Genomic DNA, 25,586 nt, shown 5'->3' with positions numbered 1-25,586 from the left:
GAGCTCGTTGTCCTTGATGAGATTTTCGATAAAGTTACTATCCCACCCAGGACTTTTTTTAGCAAGCAGGTAACAAATTAACTGGCAATCTTTTGTTCTTCTTAAGCATTCCTTAATTTATATCCCGTATAATTTTCGCATTTTGATAATTAAGGTAAGCCTATGCCCGCATGGAATTTCAATTCAACTGATATTAGTGAAATCGCTGTTTTCGATTTTGACCAAACCATTACCAGGCATCATACCTTCAACAAAAGGGTTCGGGCGCAACTCAGACCAGCTACTAATATCAAGGCAGGCGTACTGGATTATTTCAAATTTACTGATAAAAGACTATCTGCAATCGCTACTTATCATGATGATCCAGAGTATGTAAAAAGCTACATTGAATATGCACTGGGAAAGTCATTAACCTTGGTTGAGGGCTTTGATTTTGAACATACGAAGCTTTCAGTATACTGGGCAGATGGGTTACCGCATCCAATTGTGATTTCAAGTCTTCAACCTGTAGACTTCGATACCCACTTGGGCGCTGTGATGCCTGAGGGAAAAAATACTCAAATACTGAACATTCTGTCTTACTTGAAAGTTTTTCATGGGCTTAATTACTCAAACACTCATCTTGAATTTTATGATGATACCTACGAAAACATTTTCGCCGCTACAAACCCTTCCTCCAAGGTTAATCTGCTCGATAAAGTGAGCCATATCAGCACGCATTATGTAATTCGCAATGAGCCTGATTTTAGATTGGGTATCCCAAGAGATGTACACGCTGAAGTAAAAGTTAATCCTCACAGCAGCGATAATCTCAAATTACTTGCAAAAGAAGCATTGGATGAGTATTTAAACTATTGTAATCGCCTCTGGTCAAAAATCTCTATTTTTCACCGCCACGGACCCGAAGGGCAAAAGCGAGCAATTGATTTTTTTGACAAATTATTTACCCAAAAAGAAGAAGACACCGCAGCGTTCCTATTGAACTTTCTGGAAAATAATAACAAAAATGGTAATACTTATCCGCATTCATTCCGTACTCTTCTATTGAAAACCATGAGTAAACAGGGTTTGCACTGGGAAAATGAAAGCGACTTTATAAATAATTTAACCGAATTAAAAACCAGTTTATCTCTACCACCGATGACTGCCGTTGCCACAGCCTAACCAATCCTGAGTAGCGCGGCTTCTCTGTAAGGCGCGCTCAACTTTCTGTTTTTTTAAATTCAGACCGATTACTGAGCAACACTGCATTGCATCTTTAATCCTATACAGGCAAAATGACAAACTAAGCAAAACTCTCTGGTTATCATGCAGGATCGCAAAATGGCTTATGGATGTGTTCCCCCTATTAACAGCTGGCTCACTCGCTCTATTCTCGTTTTTCTAATTGCTTCCAATTCCGCCTTCGCCGATGAACCGGTTAGCTCTTGCTCTGGCCCAACCGCTTTCCTGAATCTCATTGACCGACCTAATTATGCAGACAGTTCCTGCACTGTTCCCTGGAAGTCAGTCATTATTGAATCCGGTTATCAATATCAGCGTCTTACAGATAGCGATGGCACACTACAGACTTACCCTAACATGGAGACACGTTTCGGTTTACCGGGAAACAATGAACTCTATGTACTTTGGCCAACCTATAATCAGCAATCCTTTTCGCCCCGCTATGGCAATAGCGAAACCATGGCCGGGCTAAAACATATGTTGATTAACAATAATAAATGGGTCATTGCGGTGGAAGCTGAACTATTTTTCCCCGATGGCAGCGCGGCCTATGGAAGCAAGTCGGCAGGCGGAGGCGCCAACGCCATTCTGACTTATACTATTAATCCCAAGTGGAGTGTTACTACAATGCTTGGCGTCAGCAGCTTAACACAATCGCGCTTTAATGGCGGTGAACGATATAACAATTTTATTCCGGATTTTGTGCTCAGTTATTCATTAAGTGATCGCCTGAGCGCCTATGGTGAAGTCTATGGTGAAACCAAAACAGGTCCTGGTGAACATAGTGGATTCAATGCCGATGCAGGAATACTGTTTCTGATAACCCCATCCATTATTATCGATATTAACGCTGGCCAGCGAATAAGCGGCTACCCCGGCTCTTTTGAAAATTATTTCGGAGCAGGTATTTCCTTTATGATTTAATTTCCCAGGAAAACTATGGAACAAAGAACTCAGGTACTTATAATAGGTGCAGGTCCAGTTGGCTTAAGTACTGCTATTGGCCTTGCCAGGCAAGGTATTACGTCAGTCGTCATTGAAAAACATCCAGGCACCACCAACCATCCCAAGGCTAGAGGGGTTAATACCCGAACAATGGAAATTTTTCGATTGTGGGGGTTGGAATCACAATTGCGTCAATATCAGCTTCCTGCCGAAGCTCATCGCTTTATCTGGCTTGAGTCTCTGCAAGGTAAAGAATTGACCCGGGTTAATGCAAAGCCAAGACCCTCCTCCTACAGCCCGACAGAAGTGGCTGTTATTTCACAGGATTGGGTAGAAGAGGTATTACTTGCTGCAACCCAAAGCTATCCGCAAATCCAGTGCTACTTTAATGCCAGAATGATTGGTTTTGAGCAGGATGAGTCGGGAGTAAAAACTACGGTGCTCGATACTGTTTCCCAAAAACAATATCTCATACAGTCAGACTATGTGGTTGCCGCCGACGGTGCCAATTCTACCACGAGACCGATATTAGGCATCGACATGCAGGGTAAGGATAATCTGGGAGAGTTTTGTAACATCTATTGTGAAATGGATTTATCAAAATATTTAAGTGACCGTCCCAGTGTTGGATTTATGTTTACCCGAAAGGATATTATGGGCACCTCCCTGCTCTCCAAGGATGGCTCGAAACGGTGGCTGGTTGGTGTGCGCTATGATCACATTCCTGAATTGACCAGGGAAAGTTTTACTGATCAATTCTGCATTGAACTGATTGAAAACCTCGTGGATGATAAATCCATTCAGATAAAGCTGATTAATAAAGCGTTCTGGACTATGGCTGCCTTGATTGCTGAAAATTACCGCAAAGGCAGAATCATCCTGGCCGGCGATGCCGCACACCGTTTGCCGCCCACGGGGGGACTTGGAATGAATACCGGTGTGCAGGATGCACATAATCTCGCCTGGAAGCTTGCTGCTGTTATTAAAGGTTATGGTACTACTTCCCTGCTTGACACATATTATGATGAGCGTGCTCCAATTGCTCAGAATAATATTGCCTGGAGCACAAAAAACGCAATGCGCTTCACCCGCATTTTTGAAGCCATCTATAATGAAGACTATGAAACCATGTCAGCGGCCCTGGAAGAACAAAATGAGCACTTGAATCAGGTAGGACTGGATATCGGGTTTCGCTATGAAAGCGGTGCGATGATTGCGGAAAACAGCCCCCCTCCATCACCCAATACCTCCGATTATCAGCCCTCTACCTATCCTGGAAGCAGAGCACCTCATTATCCTCTTGAAAAAAATGGGATTACCATTTCTACTCTTGACTTATTCGATGATCATTTTGTATTACTTAGCGCCGACTCAAACCAAGAATGGCATCATGCTGTAAGCGCCATTAGCAATAAATATCCAATAAAAAGTTATCCTATTGGCGAGAAAGGAGATCTTCAAGATCCTCAGGGAAACTGGCTTAAAGTCTATGAACTGACTCAATCAGGTGCTGTTTTGGTGCGGCCAGATGGTCACATCGCCTGGCGTACAATGGAAAAACCAACTGATCCAAAAAATAAACTGGAACAAATCTTGAATGAAATACTAACAAGCAGTTAAATTGGAGAATTTACCATGAAACGCAGCAGGATGGTTTGTTTTGTCGTAATGCTATCAGCTCTTATCAGCAGTATCTCTCTTTTAAGTGCTTGTAACAGCACTTCGGATAAATACCCGCATCCAGTGGATGAAGATTATGGCGGTGGCGGTACGGGTGGAATGGGAGGCTTCGGAGGACATGGAGGCCATTAACTGACATCCAGAAAGGCGCTTATCAAGGCTGCATTATCATGCAGCCTTGAGGGCAGTCAAAAATTACTTAACTTGCCAGGGCATCCGTTGCTGTAACATACTCATATCCCAGATCGCGGGCAACTGCTTCATGCGTTATCATTCCTCTATGAACATTCAATCCATTTAATAAATGACCATCACTTAACAGCGCCAGCTTGACACCTTTGGTTACCAGACTGATTACAAAGGGAAGCGTCGCATTGTTCAGTGCGAAGGTAGATGTTCGCGGCACTGCGCCAGGCATATTAGCCACACAATAATGCACGACATTTTCAATGACATAAGTTGGCTCATGATGCGTAGTAGGTCGACTGGTTTCAAAACATCCGCCCTGATCGATGGCCACGTCAACCACTACAGAACCGGGCCGCATCGCTTTTAACATCGAGCGCGTTACTAACTTGGGTGCAGCAGCACCTGGAACCAGAACCGCTCCGATAACCAGATCAGCATTCGTAACATACTGCTCCAAAGCTTCAGCAGTGGCATAAATGGTATTCAATTTGGCGCCAAACTGAAAATCAAGTTCACGCAAACGAGTTAATGATTTATCGAGAACCGTTACTCTGGCTTCCATTCCCATTGCCATTCGGACTGCATTGGTTCCTACCACTCCGCCGCCTATTACCAGAACATTTGCAGGAGCGACACCTGGAACGCCGCCTAAAAGAACCCCGCTTCCTCCCTGCGCCATCTCCAGACAATGAGCGCCAGCCTGAATAGACATGCGCCCTGCGACCTGGGACATAGGAGTCAACAAAGGCAAACCACCGTCATTTTGAGTCACCGTTTCATAGGCAATCGCAGTCGCGCCTGATTCTTTCAGCAGGCGAGTCTGTTGTGGATCCGGAGCCAGATGAAGATAGGTAAAAAGGGTTTGTCCTTCTCGAAGCCGATGGCACTCCACTGGTTGAGGCTCTTTTACTTTAACGATTAACTCAGCCCGCTCAAATACTTCATCAGCAGTTGCCAGGATTTCAGCTCCAGCGGCACGATACTGATCATCAGTAATTCCAATACCGAGGCCAGCTCCTTTTTCTACAAAAACGGTGCTTCCTACTCGCGTAATTTCTCGAACGCTGGCAGGAACCAATCCCACGCGATTCTCCTGCGGTTTGATTTCTTTTGGAACACCGACAAACATATTCACCCCCCGATTATTGTTTTAACTGCTCGATAAGCTGAGGTACCAGCTCGAATAAATCACCTACCAATCCATAAGTGGCTATTTGAAAAATAGGAGCATCCTCATCTTTATTGATTGCGACAATCACTTTAGAGTCTTTCATTCCAGCCAAATGCTGAACTGCTCCTGAAATGCCAATCGCAAAATATAAATCCGGGGCGACTACTTTGCCAGTTTGCCCCACCTGATAGTCGTTAGGAACAAATCCGGCATCAACAGCTGCTCTCGACGCGCCCACTGCAGCCCCCAGAACATCGGCAAGCTCCTCAATCAATTTAAATTTTTCAGCATTCTGCAAACCGCGCCCGCCCGATACGATGATTTTTGCACTCCCCAATTCAGGCCGTTCTGACTTGCTTAACTGATGGCTCACAAAATGGCAGTTTTCTTCTGCAATCACTGTGCTGATTCGTTCAATACAGCAGGCCGATTGTTTATCCTGAATGCTGTCAAATGCTGTGGTACGAATGGTTAATACTTTTATGGCATCGAGAACTTTCACCGTTTCTATCGCGTTTCCTGCGTAAACCGGGTGCTGGAACTCGTCTGAAGAAATAATACGGCTGACATCCGAAACCTGAGCCACATCAAGCAAGGCGGCAACCCGTGGCAGTATATTTTTTCCAAAGGTTGTAGACGCAGCAAGAATGGCTGTGAATGATTCAGCAAGGCTTGCCACTAGCTGGCTTGTATTTTCTGCCAGCTGATGGGCATAGCATGGGTTATCCACCAGGAGAACCGAATGAACACCCGCCACAGCAGCAGCCTGCTCGGCAACAGCTTGACAATTATGGCCAATCACCAGAAACACCGGCTTATCATCAAGCTGAAGTGCGGCTGCCAAAGTATTCAGGGACGCAGGGTGCAATTGTTTATTGTCATGTTCCGCAATGACTAGAACGCTCATAATCTCTCCCTGAATTAAAGCACTTTGGCTTCATGTTTTAATTTATCTATCAAACTACTGACCGAGTCGAGTTTGACACCAGCGCTTCTCGCAGAGGGAGCAGTAACCGACACCACTTTAACATGCTCTTTAAGTTCAAGATTCAGACTGCTCAAATCAATGATATCAAGCGGTTTTTTCTTGGATTTCATGATATTAGGAAGGCTGGCATAACGAGGTTCATTAAGACGTAAATCTGTACTGACTACAGCGGGCAATTGCATTTCTAAGGTTTCCAGACCACCATCAATTTCCCGGGTCACAGTAATGGAATTATTTTCAATATTCAAAGAAGAGGCAAATGTAGCCTGAGGCCAGTTTAACAAGGCAGCAAGCATTTGCGGCGTCTGGTTATTATCCCCGTCAATCGATTGCTTACCCATTAATATCAGCCCTGGTTTTTCCTGATGAACTATCGACGACAAAATTTTTGCGATATTCAGGCTGCAAAAAGTCTGATCGGTTTTGACCAGAATAGCCCGATCAGCTCCCAGAGCCAGACCATGCCTTAAGGTTTCCTGAGAGGCGTCGCTGCCAATTGAGATAATGACCACTTCAGAGCCTAAGTTTTTCTCTTTCAGACGAAGCGCTTCTTCTACAGCAATTTCGTCAAAAGGGTTCATGGACATCTTGATATTTTGTGTTTCTACCCCCTGATTATCGGCTTTAACACGGATTTTTACATAGGGGTCAATTACACGCTTCACTGCAACCAAAATTTTCATAGATCCTCACTGGATTCACTTATTATCAGTTTACGAGTATTTTCAAACTGCTTTTATTTTTATCCTGAATCAAGCCCTACATCTTGCCAGAGAACGAGTACATAATTCAAGGCTAGTTTTCAGTAAGCCTGTTCAGCTCTTGGGACAATAATGCCGAATTAACTAGACAGCAGTAATTTCCTCCAGAAACTGGTGAAAGCTTTCTCCAATTTCCGGATGGCGCAATCCAAACTCAACACTTGCCTGCATATATCCCAATTTGGATCCACAATCATAGCGTTTACCGTCAAATTGATAAGCCAGTACTTTTTCGCAGTCAAGCAATCGCTTAATTCCATCAGTAAGCTGAATTTCTCCGCGCTCGTCTGGCGGTGTTTCCCGTAAGGCAGTAAAAATTGCCGGTGTAAAAATATAACGCCCTACTGCTGCCAGGTTTGAAGGGGCTGTTTTGGCTGCTGGTTTTTCAATCATCCCGGTCACTTCGGAAAAACGCTCCTGCGGATTTACAAGACTAACTACACCGTATTGATGTACATCATGCCAGGGAACGGATTGAACAGCCAGAATCGATTTTTTCTCTTTCATAAAAAAATCGACCATCGACGATAAACAGGGAACACGCAGATCGTCAATCAAATCATCTGCCAATAATATTGAAAAGGGATCCTCACCAATCACATGCTCTGCACAGAGAATCGCATGCCCAAGGCCCATCGGTTGATTTTGACGGACATAGGTAAACTGAATCCCTTCAGGGGAAACATTGCGTACCAGCTCCAGAAAGCTTTCTTTTCTTTGCTCTAAAAGCCGGCTTTCGAGCTCGAATTGTTTATCAAAATGATCCTCGATAGCTCTTTTGGTAGAGCTGGTAATGAAAATCATATGATTGAAGCCGGCTCGAGCGGCTTCTTCTACCGCATATTGAATCAGCGGCTTGTCTACAACCGGCAACATTTCCTTTGGAGTAGCCTTGGTAGCAGGTAAAAAACGGGAGCCTAGTCCTGCAACAGGAAACACCGCCTTTTTTATTGGCATCGCTTATCACCTAATCGTTATATCCAATAACAACAGGACGTCCTACAGAATAATACATCTGCAGATTGGCATCTTTGACAGCTTTCAAGTCAAAGCAATTACGTCCATCAAAAACTGCCGCTCGTCCAATAGATCGTTTCATCGCAGAAAGAGAATAAGACTGGAATTCAGACCATTCAGTGGCAATTATTAAAGCATCTAAACCTGCACTAAGTACTTCTTCGGCAGATTTTGCCCATACGATATTATGCTCGCCCTGAAAAAGCAACTGGGCTGCATCTGTAGCTACAGGATCGTAGGCCACCACTAAAGCATCCTCCCGAAGAACTGACTGAATAGCAATTAAACTACTGGCTTCTCTTAAATCATCTGTATCCGGTTTAAATGATAATCCCCAGAACCCCAGCTTTAAACCGCTTAAGTTTTGGTTAAAATGACTCATCAAGTTCTTAAAAACCCAATTTTTCTGTTGATTGTTCACTTCGTCTATCGCAAGCAGCAAAGAGGGATTCAATTGCAGATCGACAGCACATTGGGCAAGAGCTCTGACATCTTTTGGAAAACAGGAACCGCCATAGCCTATTCCGGCATTCAGAAAGTGAGGACCAATGCGTTCATCGAGCGCCATGCCCCGGCGTATCTCCTCGATGTCAGCCCCGCTAGCCTCTGCGATTTGGCTAATCTGGTTGATAAAGCTTATTCGGGCAGCCAGCATGGCATTGGCAGAATACTTGGTCAACTCGGCAGAGGAGCGGCTCATTGAAAGAAATGGTATGCCTTTGCTGATTAGTGGCTGGTAGATTGCCTGCAGGCAGGCAATTGAAGACGGTTCTCCGCCTGCGATAATGCGGTCGGCATTTAAAAAGTCAAACACAGCAGAGCCTTCCCGCAAAAACTCAGGATTAGATGCCAGATGCACCGAAATATCCTTGTTCAATAGTGCTAATTCTTCCTTAACAAGATTTTCCAGAAGCTCCCCGGTTCCTACGGGAACAGTGGATTTACAAATAATAAAACTATCTCTTTCAGCCAGTTGAGCTATTTTTCGGACAACCTCTTTGACCTGAGATAAATCAGCCCGGCCATCCTCTAATCCCGGTGTGCCTACGGCAATAAAATGAACATTCGCGAAATAAACTGCCTCTTCAAGCTCTGAATCAAATCGCAGCCTGCCGGCACCGCTTTGTTCAGAAAGTAATTGAGGCAAATTTTTTTCATGAATAGGACATTGTCCGGATTGTAAGGACTTGATTCGATTATGATTTATATCCACACATAAAACATCATGCCCCAGACTGGCGAAACAGGCAGAGGAAACCAGGCCCACATAACCAGCTCCATATACAGCTATTTTCATAATTTACGCTCACTTCCTTTAAACACAGGTTAAAGTGCTTGACTCACAGCCGTTACTTTCAAACAGCCCCGGTTCTTCCTGGTTTGGCTTGTTTACAGTTCTTAGCGCAGCCAGCGCCTTGGTAACCGCCCGGGCAGCTTCAGTTCCTGTGGCACATATATCTTTGTTGTAAGACAGTTTTCTAAGCCGTTCTTCGATATTTTTTAACTTTATTTCCAGCGAATCATTTGAGGCGTCAACTTGTTGGAAAAATTTTAAAACTTCCTTCATTTCCTTACTTTTTGTATGACCATAGCGAAGACTGGCAGCGGTTTGCTTTGATTGCTGATAAATATATTCTTCAAGAGGAATCGCAATCAGTTTAATCTCAAACTCACTAAAGTAATGTCCCCATAAGCCAATCTCCGCTGACAGATCTAAATCGCTTATCGCTGCAGAAGGCATGATGCTGTTAAATATTCTTTTCTGAGTCTCCAGGCTTAATACCAGCCCCACCTTAAAAATCAGATAAATCAGATTGGTGCCCTGAGCCATTGCTGTTACAGCCAGCTTTGAAAATATCTCAATAAAATAATGGGTCTGTTTTCCAATTGCCTGAACAATATCGATTTGTGATTTCTGAAGCCAGTCAGAGCCTTTCCAGATTACATAAACTGTTGCGAATAATAGCGCAAACTCCTCAATATATAAACCTGCACAAAGTGCGGTAGTTACCAGAGGTAACTTGTCGATGGTGGTTTGAAACCAGTTTTCTGGCAATTCCCGGGCGTTGCTATGATAATCCTGAATTGAACCGAACATTGAGATGAGGCTATTAAGTAAAGCACTCTGCAATACATTATCAGAAGTTTCCTTATCTTTATGTAACTTACTGATGAGCTGATCAAGGCTGGATGCCTCCACATATTGCGAAGGCTTATAATTAAGATTTTTTTGCAGGATAAGATGACTTTGAGCGAGCAGATAACGGCACAATCCCTTTTCATAGGTTGTATCTATGATTTGCTGTTCAAGCCAGGCTATACGTCCCTGACTTCTGTTAGCTTCTATCAACTTATCGAGTTCCGCATAAGTCTGTTCTAGCTTGTCCGGCTGCCCCACGAATTGTCCCAGCAATTGCGAAAAACAGGTCATCAGCGTCAGCTTGATTTTTCTTTGCTGGTAGTCATTCAGCTCAATACGATTGGTTTCATAATAATCCACAATGGAACTTAATTTTCTCTCTAACTCTTCTATTGTCATCCCTGTCTCCGTATGTACTTCGTGCATTGAATCAAGCGTTATCTTTTAAGCAAAATAGTGTTAGGATACAAAAATTGTAACTCTCCAGGTTCGCCATCCTGAGCGTAGCGAAGGATCTCAAACTGCTTAGAACTGAGCCAGACTGAGGAGATCCTTCACTGCGTTCAGGATGACGTTGGGACGATTTGACTGAATTAAAATCAAACTTATCCACAACCAGGGGAGTTACACAAAAATTTATCATAAGGCACAGTAAAATTCTGGTCTACTGCTAACACTCATTACTGCATTTTTATGGATATAAATCAACTAACTGCCTCAAAAGAAAGCAGGCACTCCTCGGCCGCAGCACTACTCGGCTTTTGCCTCATTATTATTTTTGTACGGCTTTTTTTAAGAGGCAGCTTGCTTGAACTTGATGAAGCGGAGCAGATTGTCCTGGCGCAGCATTTTTCCTGGGGCTATCTTAATCAACCGCCCTTATATAATTGGCTGCAATACAGTCTGTTTCGGTTGTTTGGCGCAAATCTTTTCAGTTTAATCGCCTTGAAATCAGTACTGCTTTTTGGCTGTTTGTTTTATTACCATCGCATCTGCCAGTTACATTGTAAAAATTCTTTATTGGCCTGGTGCGCTACAGTTTCCTGGGCTTTAATTCCCGCAATCAGTCTGGACTTGCTGAAGGACAATACGCACTCAGTACTGGCTTTGCTAATGGCTTGTATCAGCTGGTATATAGTTTTTAAACCGCGAAGTCTATCCAGCTTTGGCGACTATTGCATCCTGGGCTTAATCATGGGCTGTGGCCTGCTATCCAAATATAATTACCTGTTTTTTCTTTTACCCCTGCTTCTTACGATTTTATCCATTGAGGAAATTCGTTCACGAGTAAAGCCCGCTTATTTATTTCTATCCTTTTCATTGGCGTTACTGATTGCAAGCCCCTATCTGATATGGCTTTATCATTTTGCCAGTATTGGCCTGCATGCCAGCTATAAGCTGGTCTCACAAGACAAATCGGTCATACACGGGCCGATTGAAGTTCTTAAAGGCAGTTTACTATTCATTCTGCCCGTTTACATAATTAGCCAGATCTTTTTTCCGCAATCGTTTTCCTTCCGACCTAAAACGCTGGAAAGCCGCATTGTTAATGTTTATTTCATCTATGCGCTGGCGTGTCTGATTATCCTGGTACTGGCATTTGGGATCAAAAATTTTGAAACGCGATGGCTTATCCCGATATTTTTTATAGTACCGGTTCTTTTTTTTAGCCCAATTAAAGAAAATCAGTTTAATCCGAAACGTTTTGCTCGCTACATGGTATGCTGTCTTCTTCTGCAAGGCTTTTTTATTTCAGCACTGGTCTATCGGGCACATTTTGGAAATCAGCGCAACCTGCGTTTCCCTTTCACAGAGCTGGTTCATGTGCTGAAACAATCAGACAGCTCCTTCAATTATATTCTTTCCGATTCATTCTGGTTACTTGGAAATCTGTACACGCAAACCGGAACTGATTTTCGTTTTATTGATACTCTGACACCGTTCCAGTATCCGAAAGGCCACTTGTTTTTAACCTGGATGGGAGCGGAAACCCCATCCTGGGTTCAAGATCTATTTCCAAACCAGGAAATTGTGGTTCACCCGGTATACTCCAAAACCCGCCCGCGGGAGATTCTTGGCGGCTGGAGTGAGTATAATGGCCCTATGCCATTGGTTGCCTTGGTCTGAGCTTTATCATATTTATTGAATTTTCACCCAACTTATCTCATAATATGCAAATAATTTATTTATTTTACAATTACTATGACAGCCTATTTAAATAATCTTCTAAACAAAAGATCCTGCCAGAATTCCACTCATCCAGCTATCGTATCCTTAAAAGAGATTTGCAAAGATAGCCAAAAATTAACACTTGCCGATTATCAAAAAATAATTACACAGTTTATCAAATCGCCCGCAACTGACACTGATAGCGTTAATATTGAAAAATTCATTTTTTCAGCCTACGAATTAGAATGTTATCATCGCCAGCTTCAGGCGCAGTGCAAGCCTTCTGTTGAGTCGGCTAAAAAAACAAGTCCAACACTTTTTGCGAGAGAAATTACCTCAATTTCTCCACATCGCCTTCAGATTTTGAATTTACTCATTAAATTAAATATATTAGATGACAAACTATTTGAAGCCGTAAGTTCTTATCCACGTGCTCAGGTTCAAAACCTTTATACTCAGTTCAAGTCTATTAAAAGCCAGGATGATTTTTGGAGCATTCATAATGAATGGAGCGCTGAAAATAAATCCGAAGAAGTTCTTGCCAAAAATTCAACATCTACTGTGATACCGCCGAATTAAACTGCTTATTCAGCGACCACATAAAATTCGCAGGCCTCTCGCGCACTGGTACAAACATAGCCGGTATAGATATCTATCCAGTTTGGATCAACGCGCGGAGGCAGTTTAACGATGGTTTGTCTCCAGATTGAATAATCTCCAGCTGAATTACGATAAGTGCAGCTCACCCCCCTGCCAAAACCGGCTACCAGAATGTTGGCCTTAACAAACTGAGTGCCGGGTTCTCCGTAAGGAGGATTCGCTGAAAAGGGATTCTTAAGCCAGGGATAGGGAGGTTCTCCCCATTGAAGAGAGCTATTATCAGGATCAGGACAAACGCTTGCGTAAGAGTTGAGAGTGAGCGCTAAAAGCCATAGAAATAGCTTTAATTTCATTTTTATTCTCCCTGAATAATTCGCTCGCATGTAATTATCTGATTATTTTTCGAATTTTGTCAATGAGAACTTGAATCCCCATGATCATTTTGTATAACAGAAAATCTTATTGATCCCATTTTACACCACTGCTAGAATGCATTGTCATTGCCCAATTTGTCAAGTGAATGTCTTTTTGGAGCCTGTGTCATTACATACTCCCGTCGTATACCTCAGTTTTTTTAGGTGACTTAAATGAAACGCAAATTTGATTCCAGCCAGTCCTCATCGCAATCAGAAACCACTGTACTGAGGCGAGATATAACTCCTCCCTCAAGACCAGAGGATGCTTTGCAAAACATTTCCCGTCTGGTCATCTCAATTAATACTTTAGGAAAAGAGAAAAATAAAAGTGGCGCATTCAATCAGACAATGACAAGCCTTCTTGAAGAATTTGTTGAAATAATACAAATGCAGTTTGAAGATTTGAGAGACTGGATAGATCTTGCATACCAATATTCTCCCAATATAAATGAGCTTGAAATCGAATTTGCCCATGTCGTTAAATTTTTGGGAATCTATCTAAAAGAAAGCTCACCCGCCTCTGTTTTATCTGCCCATTCGTTGAATCAATTGCTCCATCTGTTAACTTTTAACTGGAACGTTTCAAAAACGCTTTGTTTACATGGATTGTCGAATCTGGCCAAAACCAGTCGAATAAAAGGCAAACTATCCACTGAATTATTAGAAACCATTTTATTAAGCCCTTCCCGAGGTCCTCTGTGGGAACAACACCATGCTTCCCTGCTTTTCAGTTTAAGTATACTGATTGAGCATGACGCACTGGACAGAGAAATCAATATTGAAAAAATTACACCCTTTCTGAACCGGTTCAAACCATTTCGCCTTGAGGCTAATGACTATAGAAACATTCTTTGCTTTTATAAATCTGTCAATAAGAGAAGACCATTAAATCCCACAATTATTCACTCCACAATTACCAGCTGTGTAAATAATATTTCCTTACAATTTAACGATGCTCTACTGGATATTTTTACGTCCTTTGCTGAGCTCCTTAATGAGGAGTCGGTAGCGGGGATGACCGCAATTAAAGCAGATTTTATTCATGAAACTCTTGAAAGGATAATTGCATCTTCAAATACCGGAATACTTGCCAATCAGATTTCTCGTCTTTATCTTCAATTTGCCAGACTGGCTAAAGTGGGTGCCATTGAAGGCATGCTTTCGCTTGATCTGTTTGAGAAGATTCTGAGCCAGCTAGAGTTGGATAAACTGCCTGCTGATATTCTACTCCGCTATTTCTCTGCGCTTGAATTGCTGCAGCAGGCAGGCAAAACCTCTCGTCCGGTGTCGGATGCTTTAATTAACAAGTTCCTGAATTCAGCAGCTGAAAAAGCATCTCAGGTTCCAGGGGCAGATATTCAATGCCTTGCGATTGCAAAAAGCTTAATCAAAAGCCCTGAGCTTATTGAACAAAATAAAACCCCAATTCAAAAATTATTGCACAGCAACCTTGGCAGGGTGGGTACAAATCCCGAAAAAATAATAAAACTTCTTCAAGCCATCAGCTTTCTCAGAAATCATCGTCTCTTCGACAATGATCTATCAGCATTGTTCAGCAAAATTCGGATTGCCTATTCCGTCTTTCCAGAGGATTTAAAAATTCAATTGGATGAGATTATGCAGCATTTAAAAGATTCACCTTACTGGTTACAGAGTATTCGGCAAGCGGTGGGGCTTGAACAACGGCCTATATCATCTGTTCATGCAGCAAGCGCTATACCCTCTATGCGCTTCCCGTCGGCAGGATTGTATAAAGGACCTGCTTTTATTCAAAACAACACCACAACACCTGGGCTAATCAATAACCTCCAGACCTCCGACAGTGTTAGGCCGACACCCGCTTCCCTAAAGGCTTCAGCGCCCGCAACAATAGGAGTTGAACCCCGCGGTGTTAAACGAACAGCCTCTCATCCTTCTCGAAATAGCCTCGCGCAATCGAAAACTGGAACCCGCTCAACCCGGACAAGCACCGACAAACCGGCTTCCTGGCAAAATGCCTGCCAATCCAATCGGATTTTCTCAGCTATTGCGAATGCAGATGTAGAAAGACTCAAAGCAATCCTCGGTATCAGTGATCCTGCACAAGCTCCAATCAAACGAGCTTCCAAAAAACAGAAAGAAGCGACAAAATCGACTTCAGAAAAACCTCGTCTGGCATTTTTACTTAAACGTTCAGAGAGGGATAAGCCACTGACTGAGACTGAACGTGAGATTTTTAGCTTTTTCAGGACAGTTAGTAAAGATGCCCTGATTAAACTGATCCAAATCAGTAATTCAGTTTTCTTTTTCCATCTGTTAAAAGCCTGTACACACCACAACCGCTATTTTCTCATTGAGAAAGGTTTTTTTGATGAGGTTTTCTGCCATCTACCCCTGGAGCAGCTCAAACAGTTCATCCCTCATCTTGAGGCTGCTGAAATTTATCGTGACGAGGGTTCGATCATGCACGTTTTCAACCAGCTCAATGAACGTGGACGAAAAAATCCTGGCGAAGCAAGCTCAGTGAAAGCATTGAAACTTGAATTTTTTACAAGAGCAAGAAAATTTCATATCGACTCAGGTCATCCTCACCTTGTCGAAAGACTTAATACATCGATCAGAAGAATCGAGAAACAGCAAATCAATCTAGCCACTGTCAACCAACCGAGCCAGGTCCAGGCTGTCTGTATTCGCCCAGGCAATGAAGTTACTTCCTTTATAAGGTCAACCTCCGGAACTCGCTCTCTTTTTACCGTGAACACCTCTTATCTTTATGACAGCGAAGATATGCTCGCGATTTTGAGAGCCAGATTAGAGACGTTTAATTTTGCTACCGTCATTGGGGTCAGTCAGATTAATGATCATGTGCAGGGAAATCGAATAAAGGATCAGCTTAGGTTAATACTGGCCGAAAATGCTGCTTTAAACGCATCGCATAAAATTGTTCTTGTTCTTCCCATTCAAGTGGGCAATCACTGGGTTGGACTTCTTCTTAGCTTAACGGGTCGGAAAGTGGATTCAGCCCTGTATCTGGACAGCCTCGGGAAGCAGCCAACTGAAAACAGACAAAGATTAATCCTGAAAGAATTGACTGAAGCGGGATTAAATACTGCCGGAATAAAATTAGACTATGCCGAACAGGCGATTCAGCAACCAGTGGCAGATTACACCAGCTGCGGTCCCTGTTTAGTAGAGAACTTCCATAATGCTTTATCCCGACAATGGCCTGAGACCAGTCGAATGGAGCATGGTCAAATGCTGGAACTTCGTCGCAATCATGCGAGCTGCTTATTGGATAAAAGACCGGACTATTACCCTGTATTTAAGAACAAGCATAAGAATAATGGTGCAAGCTTTCCAAGTATCCAGCAGCAACTCAGCACACATGGCGTTGAAGCAGAAAACAGCAGGTCTTCCCTGGCAAGTCGCCATTAGCTGACAGATAGCGTCAGCAATCTGCTGCGGCCTCTTAAATAATTGCTTAATCTCCCCTTACATACGCGGTTTGCCCGCAGTATGTCAGGGACTGGTATTTGAGACCGCAAAACAAAAAGTCGGTTATGAAGCGGTCAGTGGTTTATTCTTTGAAATATTTTTCAAGAAGCATTGTTTCCAAAGATTTCTTTGTTATAATCAGTCTCGCGTGCCGGGGTGGCGGAATTGGTAGACGCGCCGGATTCAAAATCCGGTGGTGGTGACACCGTGTGGGTTCGAGTCCCACCCTCGGTACCAAAACATCAGATTTTCCTCTTAAAAGACTTCAAGACAGTTTCTTAACCATTGATGCCCCTTTCTGGAACCACAGATTGAAAGAGGCACTCTTGCTGACTATGGCTTCGCCATCTCCGAGCTCAAACGATCGTCATCATACACTACAAAACAACGGTTTGATTCATCACAATTTAAAGAGACCGTATTTCCGGGATTAACTGGGGAGGCAATCACCCCATTTTCACAAGTTATTTCAAACACCCCGCCCTGGCCTATTGCAGGATTGAGTTTAATACGGAATTTACCAGAACTTATAGTGGATACATCTGCCATCACTAAGTGCGTACAGCCATTATAGCTAGAGCAATCTGCTGCATTTTTGAGAGTATAAATGCCCTGCCAATGCCCTGGAATTTTGCTGCAATTATCATTCGGCTCCGCACCGAAGCTTAGAGAGAGCGGAAATGAACAAAAGAGAAGAGCCAAACTAAACTTATTCATTATTCATCCTTGTAATAGTTAAAAACCGCATTAATGAGCAATACTTAAATCGCTGACTGTTTTCCCATTTTCCAATCGGGTCTGCTCTCTGATTAACAGTAAAAACGGGATAAAACCCAGGGCAAAAATAAAGGAAAACTTATAGAGTCCTACCCATCCTGCCTGCATTTGCAATAAAGCGGCTATGGGCCCTGAAAAGGTTCTCGGTAATGTCGATAGAGCAACCAGAAGCGAAAACTGAGTAGCCGTATATTGGCGATTCACCAGACGCATAAACAATGCGACCAGGGCCGTAGAGCCCATGCCTGCGGCAAAATTGTCCAGCACAACCGCCGTTGCGAACAAGGTCAGATTTTTTCCGACTACAGCCAGGGCTAGAAATAATAAATTCGTCAGTGCCTGTATAATACCAAAGGCTAATAAAGCCTGATATAAAGGCAAGCGCAACAGAATAAAGCCTGCAGCTAATCCACCAAGTAAAATCGAACTGATTCCCAGCATTTTATTAATATAGCCAATGGTATCCAGCGAAAATCCCAAGCCCTGAATAAGGAATGGCATGACAATGCCGCTTGTTGTGGTGGTGAAAGCTTCACCCAGCTTATAAAATAAGATAAATAGAATTAAGGGAATAATACCCCGGCGATGCCATAGTTCTTTCAATGGCTCGAGAAATGATTGAACAAAGGTTGGTTGACTACTTATTGATTGCGATGGCTCTGGACTCCATAATGTGGCAGCTATGCCAACCAGCATGAGCAAACCCATAATTCGGTAAGTTAAGCTCCAACCGAGGTGACTCGCCATAACCAGTGCCAATCCACCGGCAATTAATAAAGCAAGACGATATCCAAAAACAGCCAGTGAGGCGCCGAGTGCATGCTCACTTTCTCGCAAATATTCAGTTCGGTGCGCATCAATCGCTATATCCTGCGTCGCTGAGAAAATGGCTATGAGGAATGCAAGCAAAGCCATCAACTGCGGCGATTGATTGGGTTGGCACCAGGCCATTAAATTAAATGCGGCTAATAACAATATTTGTGTTAACAAGATCCAGCTTCGGCGTTTGCCAAGGAAACACAGCGAATAGCGATCCAGCAGAGGCCCCCATATAATGCGGTAGACGTAAGGCAAACCAACCAGACTTAATAATCCAGTGGCGAGCACAGACATTCCTGTATCAGCAAACCAGGCTTGCAAGGTGCTGGTGATTAATGCCAGAGGGAGACCGGAAGAAAACCCTAGCAGGAAAATAATGAACAGGCGTTTATTCATCCTGGTGTGACACTCTTAGAAAATTAATACCGCGGACAAGCCGCGGTACTTGGACAACTCTGCCTAGAATGCTTAAGCGGCGGCCTTTTTTACGGAAATCAAATGAATTTTGAAAATCAGGGTTTCATTTGGACCAATAGGACCACCCACACTGCGTGGGCCATAGGCCAGAGCTGAAGGAATGTAGATTTCCCATGTAGAACCAGCAGGCATTAACTGTAACGCTTCAGTCCACCCTGGAATCACTTGAGAAACTTTGAAGGTAGCAGGTTTGCCAGACTTGTCGGTGCTGTCAAATACCTGACCGTCAATTGTCTTACCAGTGTACTCAACAGTCACGGTATCATCTTTAGCCGGTTTGGCACCGCTTCCAGTTTCAATCACTTTGTATTGAAGTCCGCTGGGTAAACTGACAACGCCTTCTTTAGTTTTATTCTGGCTTAAAAAAGCTTCACCTTTGGATTTATTCTCTTCAGATTTTTTGCTGAATTCCGCATTTCGCTTGGACATCAGATCTTTTTGAAATTTGTTCAGCACTTCTTTCATCTGATCGTCTGTCAGCATCAGTTGGCTGCCTGCCATACCATCCTGTAAGCCTTTTGCCATTGCTGCGGGATTAACTTCAATTCCTTGCTTTTTGAAATTTTTACCCAAATCAGCACCAATACTGTAGGATAATTTATCCATGTCAGTAGATAGAGTCACATCGGATGCAGCAATAGCGGTGGACATAGCCAAACTCATGGTAGCTGCAGCGACCAGTTTCATCTTCATAAACAATCCCCTTTTATTCTTGGACAAGAATCAAATTCAAAGCTTATTGACCATTCGTTTTACGTCTCAAAACAAACATCAACAACACCTGGTTAAAATGCCCATTCATTCTGCCTAAGTTTTCATGAAATTTCCAGTCAATGAAAAATATTTACCTTAGAGTAGCTTGCCTATTGTTTGCTGCACAATTTCCTTCTAAACTTGCCATAATTGCACCATCTTAGGTAAATAGAATGAGTATCAGCCTCTTTGACTTATTTTCCATTGGAATTGGTCCGTCCAGTTCCCATACTGTCGGCCCTATGTCCGCTGCTAATGAATTTCTCAAGCTACTCGATGAAAAGAAGCTGTTCGGCGACACTGAGCGTGTTCTTATTGAACTCTATGGCTCTCTGGCCCTGACAGGCAAAGGTCATGGCACGGATAAAGCCATTTTAAATGGACTGGAAGGGAAAACTCCTGATGGTGTCGTGCCGGAAACAATGGTTCCGCGCATGCGTGAGATTATTAGCTCTCAACGGCTTAATCTGGCGGGAGTCAAGGAAATTAATTTTAATGATACCAGTGATTTCCTTTTTCTACAGAAAGAATTACTGCCCCGACACAGTAATGGAATGCGTTTTACAGCCTTTGGAACTGAAAGCGCTGTGCTTTGCAGTCAGGTTTATTATTCAATCGGTGGAGGCTTCATCAGCACTGAAGAAGAGTTTGATAATACAAGCTCTGATGTAACCCCGGTTCCCTACCCCTTTGATAATGCCTTTGAGTTGTTAGCCCTTTGCCGGGAAAATCATTTGTCGATTGCCGAACTTATGATGGTGAATGAGCTTACCTGGCGTGACAAACATGCGGTTCACGCAGGTATCCTTGCAATTGCCAAGGTTATGAATGAGTGCATAGAAAATGGCTGCCGCCATCCCGGGGTTCTCCCCGGAGGGTTACAGTTAAAGCGTCGGGCGCCAGAGCTTTACCAGAAGTTAATCAAACACCAGGGCGTTCCCAGTGTGTTTGAGCAGTCGGACATTATGAATCGTCTTAATCTTTATGCGATGGCGGTTAATGAAGAAAATGCGGCGGGCGGCCGTATTGTTACCGCCCCCACGAATGGTGCAGCGGGAATTATACCAGCGGTATTGCGTTATTTTCAGGAAGCACACACAAAATTAAGCAAGGAAGATATTTATACTTATTTTCTGACCGCAGCAGCAGTCGGTATCCTTTATAAAAAAGGAGCATCCATCTCTGGGGCCGAAGTAGGATGTCAGGGTGAAGTGGGAGTTGCTTCTTCTATGGCGGCCGCAGGTATTACCGCAGTATTAGGCGGCACCCTGGAACAAATTGAAAATGCGGCTGAAATCGCGATGGAGCACCACTTGGGAATGACCTGCGATCCCGTTCTCGGTCTGGTCCAGATTCCTTGTATTGAACGGAACGCAATGGGGGCTGTAAAAGCAGTTAATGCGTCTCGCATGGCCTTAATTGGTGATGGCCAGCATCAGATCTCACTCGATAAGGTTATCAAAACCATGAAACAAACCGGTATGGATATGCAAACTATCTATAAGGAAACCTCAATGGGCGGTTTGGCTGTAAGCCTTCCTGAGTGCTAAGCTTTGACCACTTAGTCATTCCAGCCTAAGGTTTGCAGCCTCCAGGCTGGAGGATTTAAATAACTCGGCTCTCAATTTTAAACGTAAATGGTAAATCTTTCTGATAAAAAGAATCCGAGATAGCATATCCGACAACCATTGCTAGCTCCTGATTAATATACAATAAAGGAATCCTATCCCTTTGCCATTGGGGGATTCCCCATTCCTGAAATAATTTTTTAAGCGTTTTGGATTGGCCGTGAATTTTCATTCGTTCACCGCCTTGGCGAAATCTGATTTCTATGACATCGCCTTCCAATACACGAACCCCGGTATTAAAAGGCTCAGCAGCAATTGAGGAAGAATCAATAACCAGCGGTTCAGGAAAATTATCCCAGGGGAGTCCTGATAATTTTCCCGTCGGTTTATTTATCATTAAATAGAGCGCCTTCCTGTAGCGCCGCAGGGCAGCCCCTCCCCAGCTGACTATCGGAGTCGCATCGTCTCGGCTAAATAATAGCTCAGAACCAATTCGATTAAATGTCAGAGCATCCGGCATAAGGACCTGGTTTTGTCTAAGCCAATAGCGAATGATATTATTCAATCGTTCGCTATTGAGACAGAGAAGATCGGCACAGTCCAGCACTTGAGACGGCTTGTTAAGCTTCGGGCAATCACTCAAAGCTAATTGATCGAGCAAGTCTTGAGCCTGCTGACAATGCCTGGCCGTGCGAACTAAATTATCATCTACCCCAGGCCATCGTTCTCTGATTAAAGGCAAAAGATTATGGCGCAGATAATTTCTTGAAAAATGCGTTTCCTGATTGCTTTCATCATCCACCCAGCTTAGCTTGTGATTTATCGCATAACGCTCAATCTGCGCTCGCGTATAATCCAGTAAAGGCCTGAACAGTAATCCCTTGCCCAAAGAACGCCAGGCTGGCATGGCAGACAACCCCTCAAGGCCTGCCCCACGAAATAATTGCAAAAGAAGCGTCTCTGCCTGATCATCGCGGTGGTGCCCGAGCAAAATGCAGGTATTACTCTCTGATAATGCGGAAAACAGTTCATAGCGTTTTTCCCGAGCAGTTTTCTCAATATTCGATGAGCTATTCAAATGCACATGATTAACAATCAATGGAATATCATGCCGCTTGCAGAATTGTTCGCAATGCAGCTTCCACGTATCGGCATTGGGACTTAATCCATGATGAACATGAACAGCAGTTAACTTTGCTTTAAGTTGAGGAATTTTTGCTAAAGCATAGAGTAATACGGTTGAATCCAGCCCGCCGCTGAACCCTGCATATAGCTTGTCAAAGGGTTCAAGCAGTGAGCTGATGAAATCGAAATCCAGGCTAATCACAGGCTCCCATTGCCATGAATTTATTGTAACGCTCCTCCAGAAGAGTTTTAATAGGCATTTTTTTCAAGTGTTCGAGCTCTTCAACCAGAATACTTTTAAGTCGGCCTGTCATCGCCTCGAGATTACGATGAGCTCCCCCCAGTGGTTCCTTGATAACCTGATCAATTAAACCCAGTTCATAAATGCGCTCAGCGGTGATTCCCATCGCCCTTGCTGCTTCACTGGCTTTAGCCGCATCTTTCCACAGGATGGATGCACAGCCTTCTGGTGAAATTACTGAGTAAATGCCAAATTGCAGCATTAGCACCCGATCGCCCACACCAATTGCCAGGGCGCCGCCAGAACCCGCTTCACCCGTCACTGTACAAATAACAGGCGTTTTCAGCTTCGCCATTTCCAAAAGATTTCTGGCAATCGCTTCTGACTGGTTGCGCTCCTCTGCTCCAATACCCGGGTAAGCACCTGCAGTATCAATAAATGTGAAAATAGGCAGATTAAATTTTTCGGCCATTTTCATCAGCCGCAAGGCCTTACGATATTCCTCAGGGCGTGCCATTCCGAAATTACGATACACCTTCTCCTTGGTTCGCTTTCCTTTCTGGTGGCCTAATACCATAACTGGCTCACCATTTAAACGAGCCAGACCGCCTATAATCGCTGGGGCACAGGAATAATGACGGTCTCCATGAAGCTCCTGAAAGTCAGTAAAAATATGTTCAATATAATCCGTAGTTTGCGGTCTGAGAGGATGTCTGGCCAGCTGAGCGATTTGCCAGGGCTCCAGATTAGAGAAAATGCCCGCCATTAACTCTTCACACTTGCTTTCAAGGCGCGTGATTTCTTCGCTTAAATTGATTTCAGTATCACCGACCATGCGCAGTGCCTGAATCTTTTGGTTCAATTCTTCGATGGGCTGCTCGAAATCCAAAAATTGTCGACTCATTAATTACTCGTTGGCGAATTAAAAGGCATGCGTTATGATAACCCTAACTGCTTCCAGACGCTACCCATTGAATCATCTGAATGAGTGAATTCCAGATTAAACCGATGTCATTAAAGGATTGTTCTCTTCAGGAATCCAGAATAGATATCTGGGAATTTCCTCTGTCCAGCTATCCAGAAAATAGCTTACACCTTTTAGACGACACTGAGCTTGAACGAGCGAGGCGCTTTCTATTCGAGAAACATCGCCGACGCTTCATTGCCTCCCACGCAGCGCTGCGCCTTATTCTAGCCCGCTATCTGCAAATCCCTGCAGGACAAATCGAGTTTATAAAGGGGATTCATGGAAAACCGGCAGTCAAACATTTCACAGAAATTGAGTTTAACCTCAGTCATTCGGGTGAAATCGGATTATTGGGAATAGGCAGCAAGCACCCATTGGGAATTGATATTGAACAATTTTCTGCCCGCTCATTAAAGGGATTGGCTAATTACGCATTTTCCCCGGAAGAGGTTCAGGAACTTAATCAGGTGCCAAAATTACTGCAAGTCCTTACTTTTTTTAAAATATGGGCTAAAAAAGAAGCATTTATCAAGGCGTCGGGTCTTGGACTCCATTACCCTACTCAGAGTTTCTCTGTTCCTGTATTTAAAGATCATGCTGAAATTTTCGATTCGCTGCATCAGAAAAACTGGCTGATGAACTCCTTCATGCCTCATACGGGTTATGCGGCTGCGCTTTGCTATGAACCCGCCATTGTAACACTGCGCGGACAAAAATTGAAAAAACTGGAATGGCTATTAAATGAGAAGCTCTGATATAAAAATGTTTACTTCCTTACAGCGGCAAATTCTGCATTTGCTTGCCGATGGAACTTGCCAAAGCGGCGAATACCTGGCCAGGCAGTTTGGTGTATCAAGAACTGCCATCTGGAAACAAATCCATCAGTTGACTCTATCAGGACTCCCAATTGAATCAATTCCAAAACAGGGATATCGCTTGCTAAAGCCTTTTATTCCCCTTGATAAAGAAAAAATTTTAAGCCAGCTTCCAGGACATTTAAAAAATGAAACCACTGTCTATCAATTTAGTGAAATTGACTCAAGCAATCGCTTTTTAAAAGATCTGCCGATACAAAAAAATCTGACGATTTGCTGTACTGAAAAACAAACACAGGGACGCGGACGTTTCGGGCGCTCCTGGGCCTCTCCTTTTGGAGAGAATATTTATTTATCGGTTCGCTGGGAAATGTACGAATCGCTTTCTCGCTTATCAGGCTTAAGTCTTGCTGTCAGTCTCGCAGTAGTTCGTGCACTGCATAATGCCGGTGTTCAGAATGAGATACAGATAAAATGGCCGAATGATTTAATATGGCAAGGCAAAAAACTCGGTGGCATCCTTATTGAAATGATTGCTGAATCTCACAGCAGCGCATCGGTTATCATCGGTATTGGAATTAATGTGAATACAGACCCCAAAGAGAGTGATTTATCAGATAATCCCTGGTGCTCTCTTCTGGAAACAGGCGGTCAATATTGGGACAGAAACCGATTGATTGCAGAAATTGTAAGCACTTTGGATCAGGATATTGAGCACTTTTTAAAAAATGGGTTTTCAAGCTTTTTGCCCTTATGGAATCAACACGATTATTTGCGTGGTAAAACCATCACAGTGCAGCAATTCAATTCAAGGATCACCGGGGAAGCCCGCGGCATTGATCCTTATGGGCAATTGTGTCTGCGCGACAATGAAGGTCTGGTACATTATTTATCGTCTGGAGATACGAGCTTGAATGGTTTTTAAGAGGGGTTTGTCCCGAGCTACTCTATTCACTCGGGAACGGATGACTGCGAGGAAATCCGGTTTTTATACAGCTTCTTCACTACTATCGGTTGACTCTTTTTCTTGCTGGATGCGTAAATAAATTTCTTCACGATGAACGGAAACATCTTTAGGAGCATTGATTCCCAGTCTGACCTGGTTACCTTTCACACCAAGAACAGTGATATTTACATCATCACCAATGATTAGAGTTTCACCAATACGGCGAGTTAATATTAACATGCTTTAAATCTCCCTAATTTGTATATTCCCACCCGTTCCATAGAAAGCACTCTTCCATGTGGGCTTCGTAATATACAGTTTGTA

Annotated in this window: 23 protein-coding genes and 1 tRNA gene; 11 read left to right on the top strand and 13 right to left on the bottom strand. The window is 43.5% G+C overall.

The genetic code is table 11. The features are described from left to right. The first annotated feature begins 162 nt into the window (after nt 1-162). The 4 genes from LXA66_RS07285 (at nt 163) to LXA66_RS07270 (ending at nt 3,981) form a co-directional block, all read left to right on the top strand. Nucleotides 163-1,164, top strand: a complete 1,002-nt coding sequence (locus tag LXA66_RS07285; RefSeq protein ID WP_233012601.1) for a hypothetical protein — start codon at nt 163-165, stop codon at nt 1,162-1,164. Between the two features lie 159 nt (nt 1,165-1,323). Continuing rightward, a complete protein-coding gene (locus LXA66_RS07280) occupies nt 1,324-2,148 on the top strand; it encodes a transporter (protein WP_233012600.1) in 825 nt (274 codons plus the stop codon). A 15-nt stretch (nt 2,149-2,163) separates the two neighbouring features. After that, the gene (locus LXA66_RS07275; protein WP_233012599.1) at nt 2,164-3,789 is read left to right on the top strand and encodes an FAD-dependent oxidoreductase; all 1,626 of its coding nucleotides are present in this window, start codon (nt 2,164-2,166) and stop codon (nt 3,787-3,789) included. Nucleotides 3,790-3,804: 15 nt separating this feature from the next. Next, nucleotides 3,805-3,981, top strand: a complete 177-nt coding sequence (locus tag LXA66_RS07270) for a hypothetical protein (protein WP_233012598.1) — start codon at nt 3,805-3,807, stop codon at nt 3,979-3,981. A gap of 67 nt (nt 3,982-4,048) precedes the next feature. Here the strand turns inward: LXA66_RS07270 and ald are convergent, their stop codons facing one another. The 6 genes from ald to LXA66_RS07240 form a co-directional block, all read right to left on the bottom strand. Next, a complete protein-coding gene (gene ald, locus LXA66_RS07265; protein ID WP_112218007.1) occupies nt 4,049-5,167 on the bottom strand; it encodes an alanine dehydrogenase in 1,119 nt (372 codons plus the stop codon). A 13-nt stretch (nt 5,168-5,180) separates the two neighbouring features. Next, complete coding sequence (locus LXA66_RS07260; protein WP_112218008.1) at nt 5,181-6,116, bottom strand: electron transfer flavoprotein subunit alpha/FixB family protein; 936 nt, start codon at nt 6,114-6,116, stop codon at nt 5,181-5,183. Nucleotides 6,117-6,130: 14 nt separating this feature from the next. Continuing rightward, a complete protein-coding gene (locus LXA66_RS07255; RefSeq protein ID WP_233012597.1) occupies nt 6,131-6,880 on the bottom strand; it encodes an electron transfer flavoprotein subunit beta/FixA family protein in 750 nt (249 codons plus the stop codon). Between the two features lie 162 nt (nt 6,881-7,042). Next, nucleotides 7,043-7,915 (bottom strand): UTP--glucose-1-phosphate uridylyltransferase GalU, encoded by an 873-nt coding sequence (gene galU / locus LXA66_RS07250; RefSeq protein WP_233012596.1) that lies wholly within the window; start codon nt 7,913-7,915, stop codon nt 7,043-7,045. Between the two features lie 10 nt (nt 7,916-7,925). Further along, nucleotides 7,926-9,272 (bottom strand): UDP-glucose/GDP-mannose dehydrogenase family protein, encoded by a 1,347-nt coding sequence (locus LXA66_RS07245; protein WP_233012595.1) that lies wholly within the window; start codon nt 9,270-9,272, stop codon nt 7,926-7,928. An 18-nt stretch (nt 9,273-9,290) separates the two neighbouring features. Then, nucleotides 9,291-10,514 (bottom strand): hypothetical protein, encoded by a 1,224-nt coding sequence (locus LXA66_RS07240; protein ID WP_233012594.1) that lies wholly within the window; start codon nt 10,512-10,514, stop codon nt 9,291-9,293. Nucleotides 10,515-10,808: 294 nt separating this feature from the next. Here LXA66_RS07240 and LXA66_RS07235 point away from each other — a divergent pair, with 294 nt between their 5' ends. Together LXA66_RS07235 and LXA66_RS07230 are read left to right on the top strand one after the other, a co-directional pair. Further along, nucleotides 10,809-12,242, top strand: a complete 1,434-nt coding sequence (locus LXA66_RS07235; RefSeq protein ID WP_233012593.1) for a glycosyltransferase family 39 protein — start codon at nt 10,809-10,811, stop codon at nt 12,240-12,242. 75 nt (nt 12,243-12,317) lie between these two features. Continuing rightward, nucleotides 12,318-12,863 (top strand): hypothetical protein, encoded by a 546-nt coding sequence (locus tag LXA66_RS07230; RefSeq protein WP_233012592.1) that lies wholly within the window; start codon nt 12,318-12,320, stop codon nt 12,861-12,863. Nucleotides 12,864-12,868: 5 nt separating this feature from the next. Here the strand turns inward: LXA66_RS07230 and LXA66_RS07225 are convergent, their stop codons facing one another. Then, a complete protein-coding gene (locus LXA66_RS07225; protein ID WP_058506746.1) occupies nt 12,869-13,237 on the bottom strand; it encodes a DUF3757 domain-containing protein in 369 nt (122 codons plus the stop codon). A gap of 234 nt (nt 13,238-13,471) precedes the next feature. Here LXA66_RS07225 and LXA66_RS07220 point away from each other — a divergent pair, with 234 nt between their 5' ends. Together LXA66_RS07220 and LXA66_RS07215 are read left to right on the top strand one after the other, a co-directional pair. Next, nucleotides 13,472-16,714: a hypothetical protein gene (locus LXA66_RS07220; RefSeq protein WP_233012591.1), complete on the top strand. Its 3,243-nt coding sequence runs from the start codon at nt 13,472-13,474 to the stop codon at nt 16,712-16,714. Nucleotides 16,715-16,924: 210 nt separating this feature from the next. Further along, nucleotides 16,925-17,011: transfer RNA gene (locus LXA66_RS07215), tRNA-Leu, on the top strand. Between the two features lie 96 nt (nt 17,012-17,107). On the opposite strand, the gene LXA66_RS07210 is transcribed toward LXA66_RS07215, so the two are convergent. The 3 genes from LXA66_RS07210 to LXA66_RS07200 form a co-directional block, all read right to left on the bottom strand. Beyond that, complete coding sequence (locus tag LXA66_RS07210; RefSeq protein WP_233012590.1) at nt 17,108-17,491, bottom strand: hypothetical protein; 384 nt, start codon at nt 17,489-17,491, stop codon at nt 17,108-17,110. Nucleotides 17,492-17,521: 30 nt separating this feature from the next. After that, the gene (locus tag LXA66_RS07205) at nt 17,522-18,766 is read right to left on the bottom strand and encodes an MFS transporter (RefSeq protein WP_233012589.1); all 1,245 of its coding nucleotides are present in this window, start codon (nt 18,764-18,766) and stop codon (nt 17,522-17,524) included. 72 nt (nt 18,767-18,838) lie between these two features. Then, complete coding sequence (locus LXA66_RS07200) at nt 18,839-19,540, bottom strand: FKBP-type peptidyl-prolyl cis-trans isomerase (RefSeq protein WP_233012588.1); 702 nt, start codon at nt 19,538-19,540, stop codon at nt 18,839-18,841. Nucleotides 19,541-19,773: 233 nt separating this feature from the next. Here LXA66_RS07200 and LXA66_RS07195 point away from each other — a divergent pair, with 233 nt between their 5' ends. After that, a complete protein-coding gene (locus LXA66_RS07195) occupies nt 19,774-21,150 on the top strand; it encodes an L-serine ammonia-lyase (protein ID WP_233012587.1) in 1,377 nt (458 codons plus the stop codon). 55 nt (nt 21,151-21,205) lie between these two features. Here LXA66_RS07195 and tilS read toward each other — a convergent pair whose 3' ends face one another. Together tilS and LXA66_RS07185 are read right to left on the bottom strand one after the other, a co-directional pair. After that, nucleotides 21,206-22,495 (bottom strand): tRNA lysidine(34) synthetase TilS, encoded by a 1,290-nt coding sequence (tilS, locus tag LXA66_RS07190; RefSeq protein ID WP_233012586.1) that lies wholly within the window; start codon nt 22,493-22,495, stop codon nt 21,206-21,208. Then, nucleotides 22,488-23,438 carry an acetyl-CoA carboxylase carboxyltransferase subunit alpha gene (locus LXA66_RS07185; RefSeq protein ID WP_233012585.1) on the bottom strand — a complete coding sequence of 317 codons (951 nt, stop codon included), beginning with the start codon at nt 23,436-23,438 and terminating at the stop codon, nt 22,488-22,490. Before LXA66_RS07185 ends, tilS begins: the two co-directional genes overlap by 8 nt. 80 nt (nt 23,439-23,518) lie before the next feature. On the opposite strand from LXA66_RS07185, the gene LXA66_RS07180 reads away from it, so the two are divergent. After that, complete coding sequence (locus tag LXA66_RS07180) at nt 23,519-24,256, top strand: 4'-phosphopantetheinyl transferase superfamily protein (RefSeq protein ID WP_233012584.1); 738 nt, start codon at nt 23,519-23,521, stop codon at nt 24,254-24,256. Continuing rightward, on the top strand, nt 24,243-25,241 hold the full coding sequence (locus tag LXA66_RS07175) for a biotin--[acetyl-CoA-carboxylase] ligase (RefSeq protein WP_233012583.1): 999 nt from the start codon (nt 24,243-24,245) through the stop codon (nt 25,239-25,241). The genes LXA66_RS07180 and LXA66_RS07175 overlap by 14 nt, the downstream gene beginning before the upstream one ends. 63 nt (nt 25,242-25,304) lie before the next feature. Here LXA66_RS07175 and csrA read toward each other — a convergent pair whose 3' ends face one another. After that, nucleotides 25,305-25,502 (bottom strand): carbon storage regulator CsrA, encoded by a 198-nt coding sequence (gene csrA / locus LXA66_RS07170; protein WP_058506756.1) that lies wholly within the window; start codon nt 25,500-25,502, stop codon nt 25,305-25,307. Nucleotides 25,503-25,586: the final 84 nt, after the last annotated feature.

This window comes from Legionella sp. 16cNR16C (assembly GCF_021297775.1).
Taxonomy (GTDB): Bacteria; Pseudomonadota; Gammaproteobacteria; order Legionellales; family Legionellaceae; genus Legionella_C; species Legionella_C quinlivanii_A.
The sequence above is the reverse complement of the archived record's forward strand: the minus strand, read 5'-3'. Positions and strand labels throughout refer to the sequence as shown.

What these genes read in the sequence shown, in the direction of transcription:
- LXA66_RS07175 (WP_233012583.1), top strand. Translation starts at nt 24,243, where the DNA reads ATGAGAAGCTCTGATATAAAAATGTTTACTTCCTTACAGCGGCAAATT.
- LXA66_RS07270 (WP_233012598.1), top strand. Translation starts at nt 3,805, where the DNA reads ATGAAACGCAGCAGGATGGTTTGTTTTGTCGTAATGCTATCAGCTCTT.
- csrA (WP_058506756.1), bottom strand. Translation starts at nt 25,502, where the DNA reads ATGTTAATATTAACTCGCCGTATTGGTGAAACTCTAATCATTGGTGAT.
- LXA66_RS07200 (WP_233012588.1), bottom strand. Translation starts at nt 19,540, where the DNA reads ATGAAGATGAAACTGGTCGCTGCAGCTACCATGAGTTTGGCTATGTCC.
- LXA66_RS07255 (WP_233012597.1), bottom strand. Translation starts at nt 6,880, where the DNA reads ATGAAAATTTTGGTTGCAGTGAAGCGTGTAATTGACCCCTATGTAAAA.
- LXA66_RS07230 (WP_233012592.1), top strand. Translation starts at nt 12,318, where the DNA reads ATGACAGCCTATTTAAATAATCTTCTAAACAAAAGATCCTGCCAGAAT.
- LXA66_RS07225 (WP_058506746.1), bottom strand. Translation starts at nt 13,237, where the DNA reads ATGAAATTAAAGCTATTTCTATGGCTTTTAGCGCTCACTCTCAACTCT.
- LXA66_RS07210 (WP_233012590.1), bottom strand. Translation starts at nt 17,491, where the DNA reads ATGAATAAGTTTAGTTTGGCTCTTCTCTTTTGTTCATTTCCGCTCTCT.
- LXA66_RS07240 (WP_233012594.1), bottom strand. Translation starts at nt 10,514, where the DNA reads ATGACAATAGAAGAGTTAGAGAGAAAATTAAGTTCCATTGTGGATTAT.
- LXA66_RS07285 (WP_233012601.1), top strand. Translation starts at nt 163, where the DNA reads ATGCCCGCATGGAATTTCAATTCAACTGATATTAGTGAAATCGCTGTT.
- LXA66_RS07220 (WP_233012591.1), top strand. Translation starts at nt 13,472, where the DNA reads ATGAAACGCAAATTTGATTCCAGCCAGTCCTCATCGCAATCAGAAACC.
- LXA66_RS07205 (WP_233012589.1), bottom strand. Translation starts at nt 18,766, where the DNA reads ATGAATAAACGCCTGTTCATTATTTTCCTGCTAGGGTTTTCTTCCGGT.
- LXA66_RS07275 (WP_233012599.1), top strand. Translation starts at nt 2,164, where the DNA reads ATGGAACAAAGAACTCAGGTACTTATAATAGGTGCAGGTCCAGTTGGC.
- LXA66_RS07195 (WP_233012587.1), top strand. Translation starts at nt 19,774, where the DNA reads ATGAGTATCAGCCTCTTTGACTTATTTTCCATTGGAATTGGTCCGTCC.
- LXA66_RS07245 (WP_233012595.1), bottom strand. Translation starts at nt 9,272, where the DNA reads ATGAAAATAGCTGTATATGGAGCTGGTTATGTGGGCCTGGTTTCCTCT.
- LXA66_RS07185 (WP_233012585.1), bottom strand. Translation starts at nt 23,438, where the DNA reads ATGAGTCGACAATTTTTGGATTTCGAGCAGCCCATCGAAGAATTGAAC.
- LXA66_RS07280 (WP_233012600.1), top strand. Translation starts at nt 1,324, where the DNA reads ATGGCTTATGGATGTGTTCCCCCTATTAACAGCTGGCTCACTCGCTCT.
- galU (WP_233012596.1), bottom strand. Translation starts at nt 7,915, where the DNA reads ATGCCAATAAAAAAGGCGGTGTTTCCTGTTGCAGGACTAGGCTCCCGT.
- LXA66_RS07180 (WP_233012584.1), top strand. Translation starts at nt 23,519, where the DNA reads ATGAGTGAATTCCAGATTAAACCGATGTCATTAAAGGATTGTTCTCTT.
- ald (WP_112218007.1), bottom strand. Translation starts at nt 5,167, where the DNA reads ATGTTTGTCGGTGTTCCAAAAGAAATCAAACCGCAGGAGAATCGCGTG.
- LXA66_RS07235 (WP_233012593.1), top strand. Translation starts at nt 10,809, where the DNA reads ATGGATATAAATCAACTAACTGCCTCAAAAGAAAGCAGGCACTCCTCG.
- LXA66_RS07260 (WP_112218008.1), bottom strand. Translation starts at nt 6,116, where the DNA reads ATGAGCGTTCTAGTCATTGCGGAACATGACAATAAACAATTGCACCCT.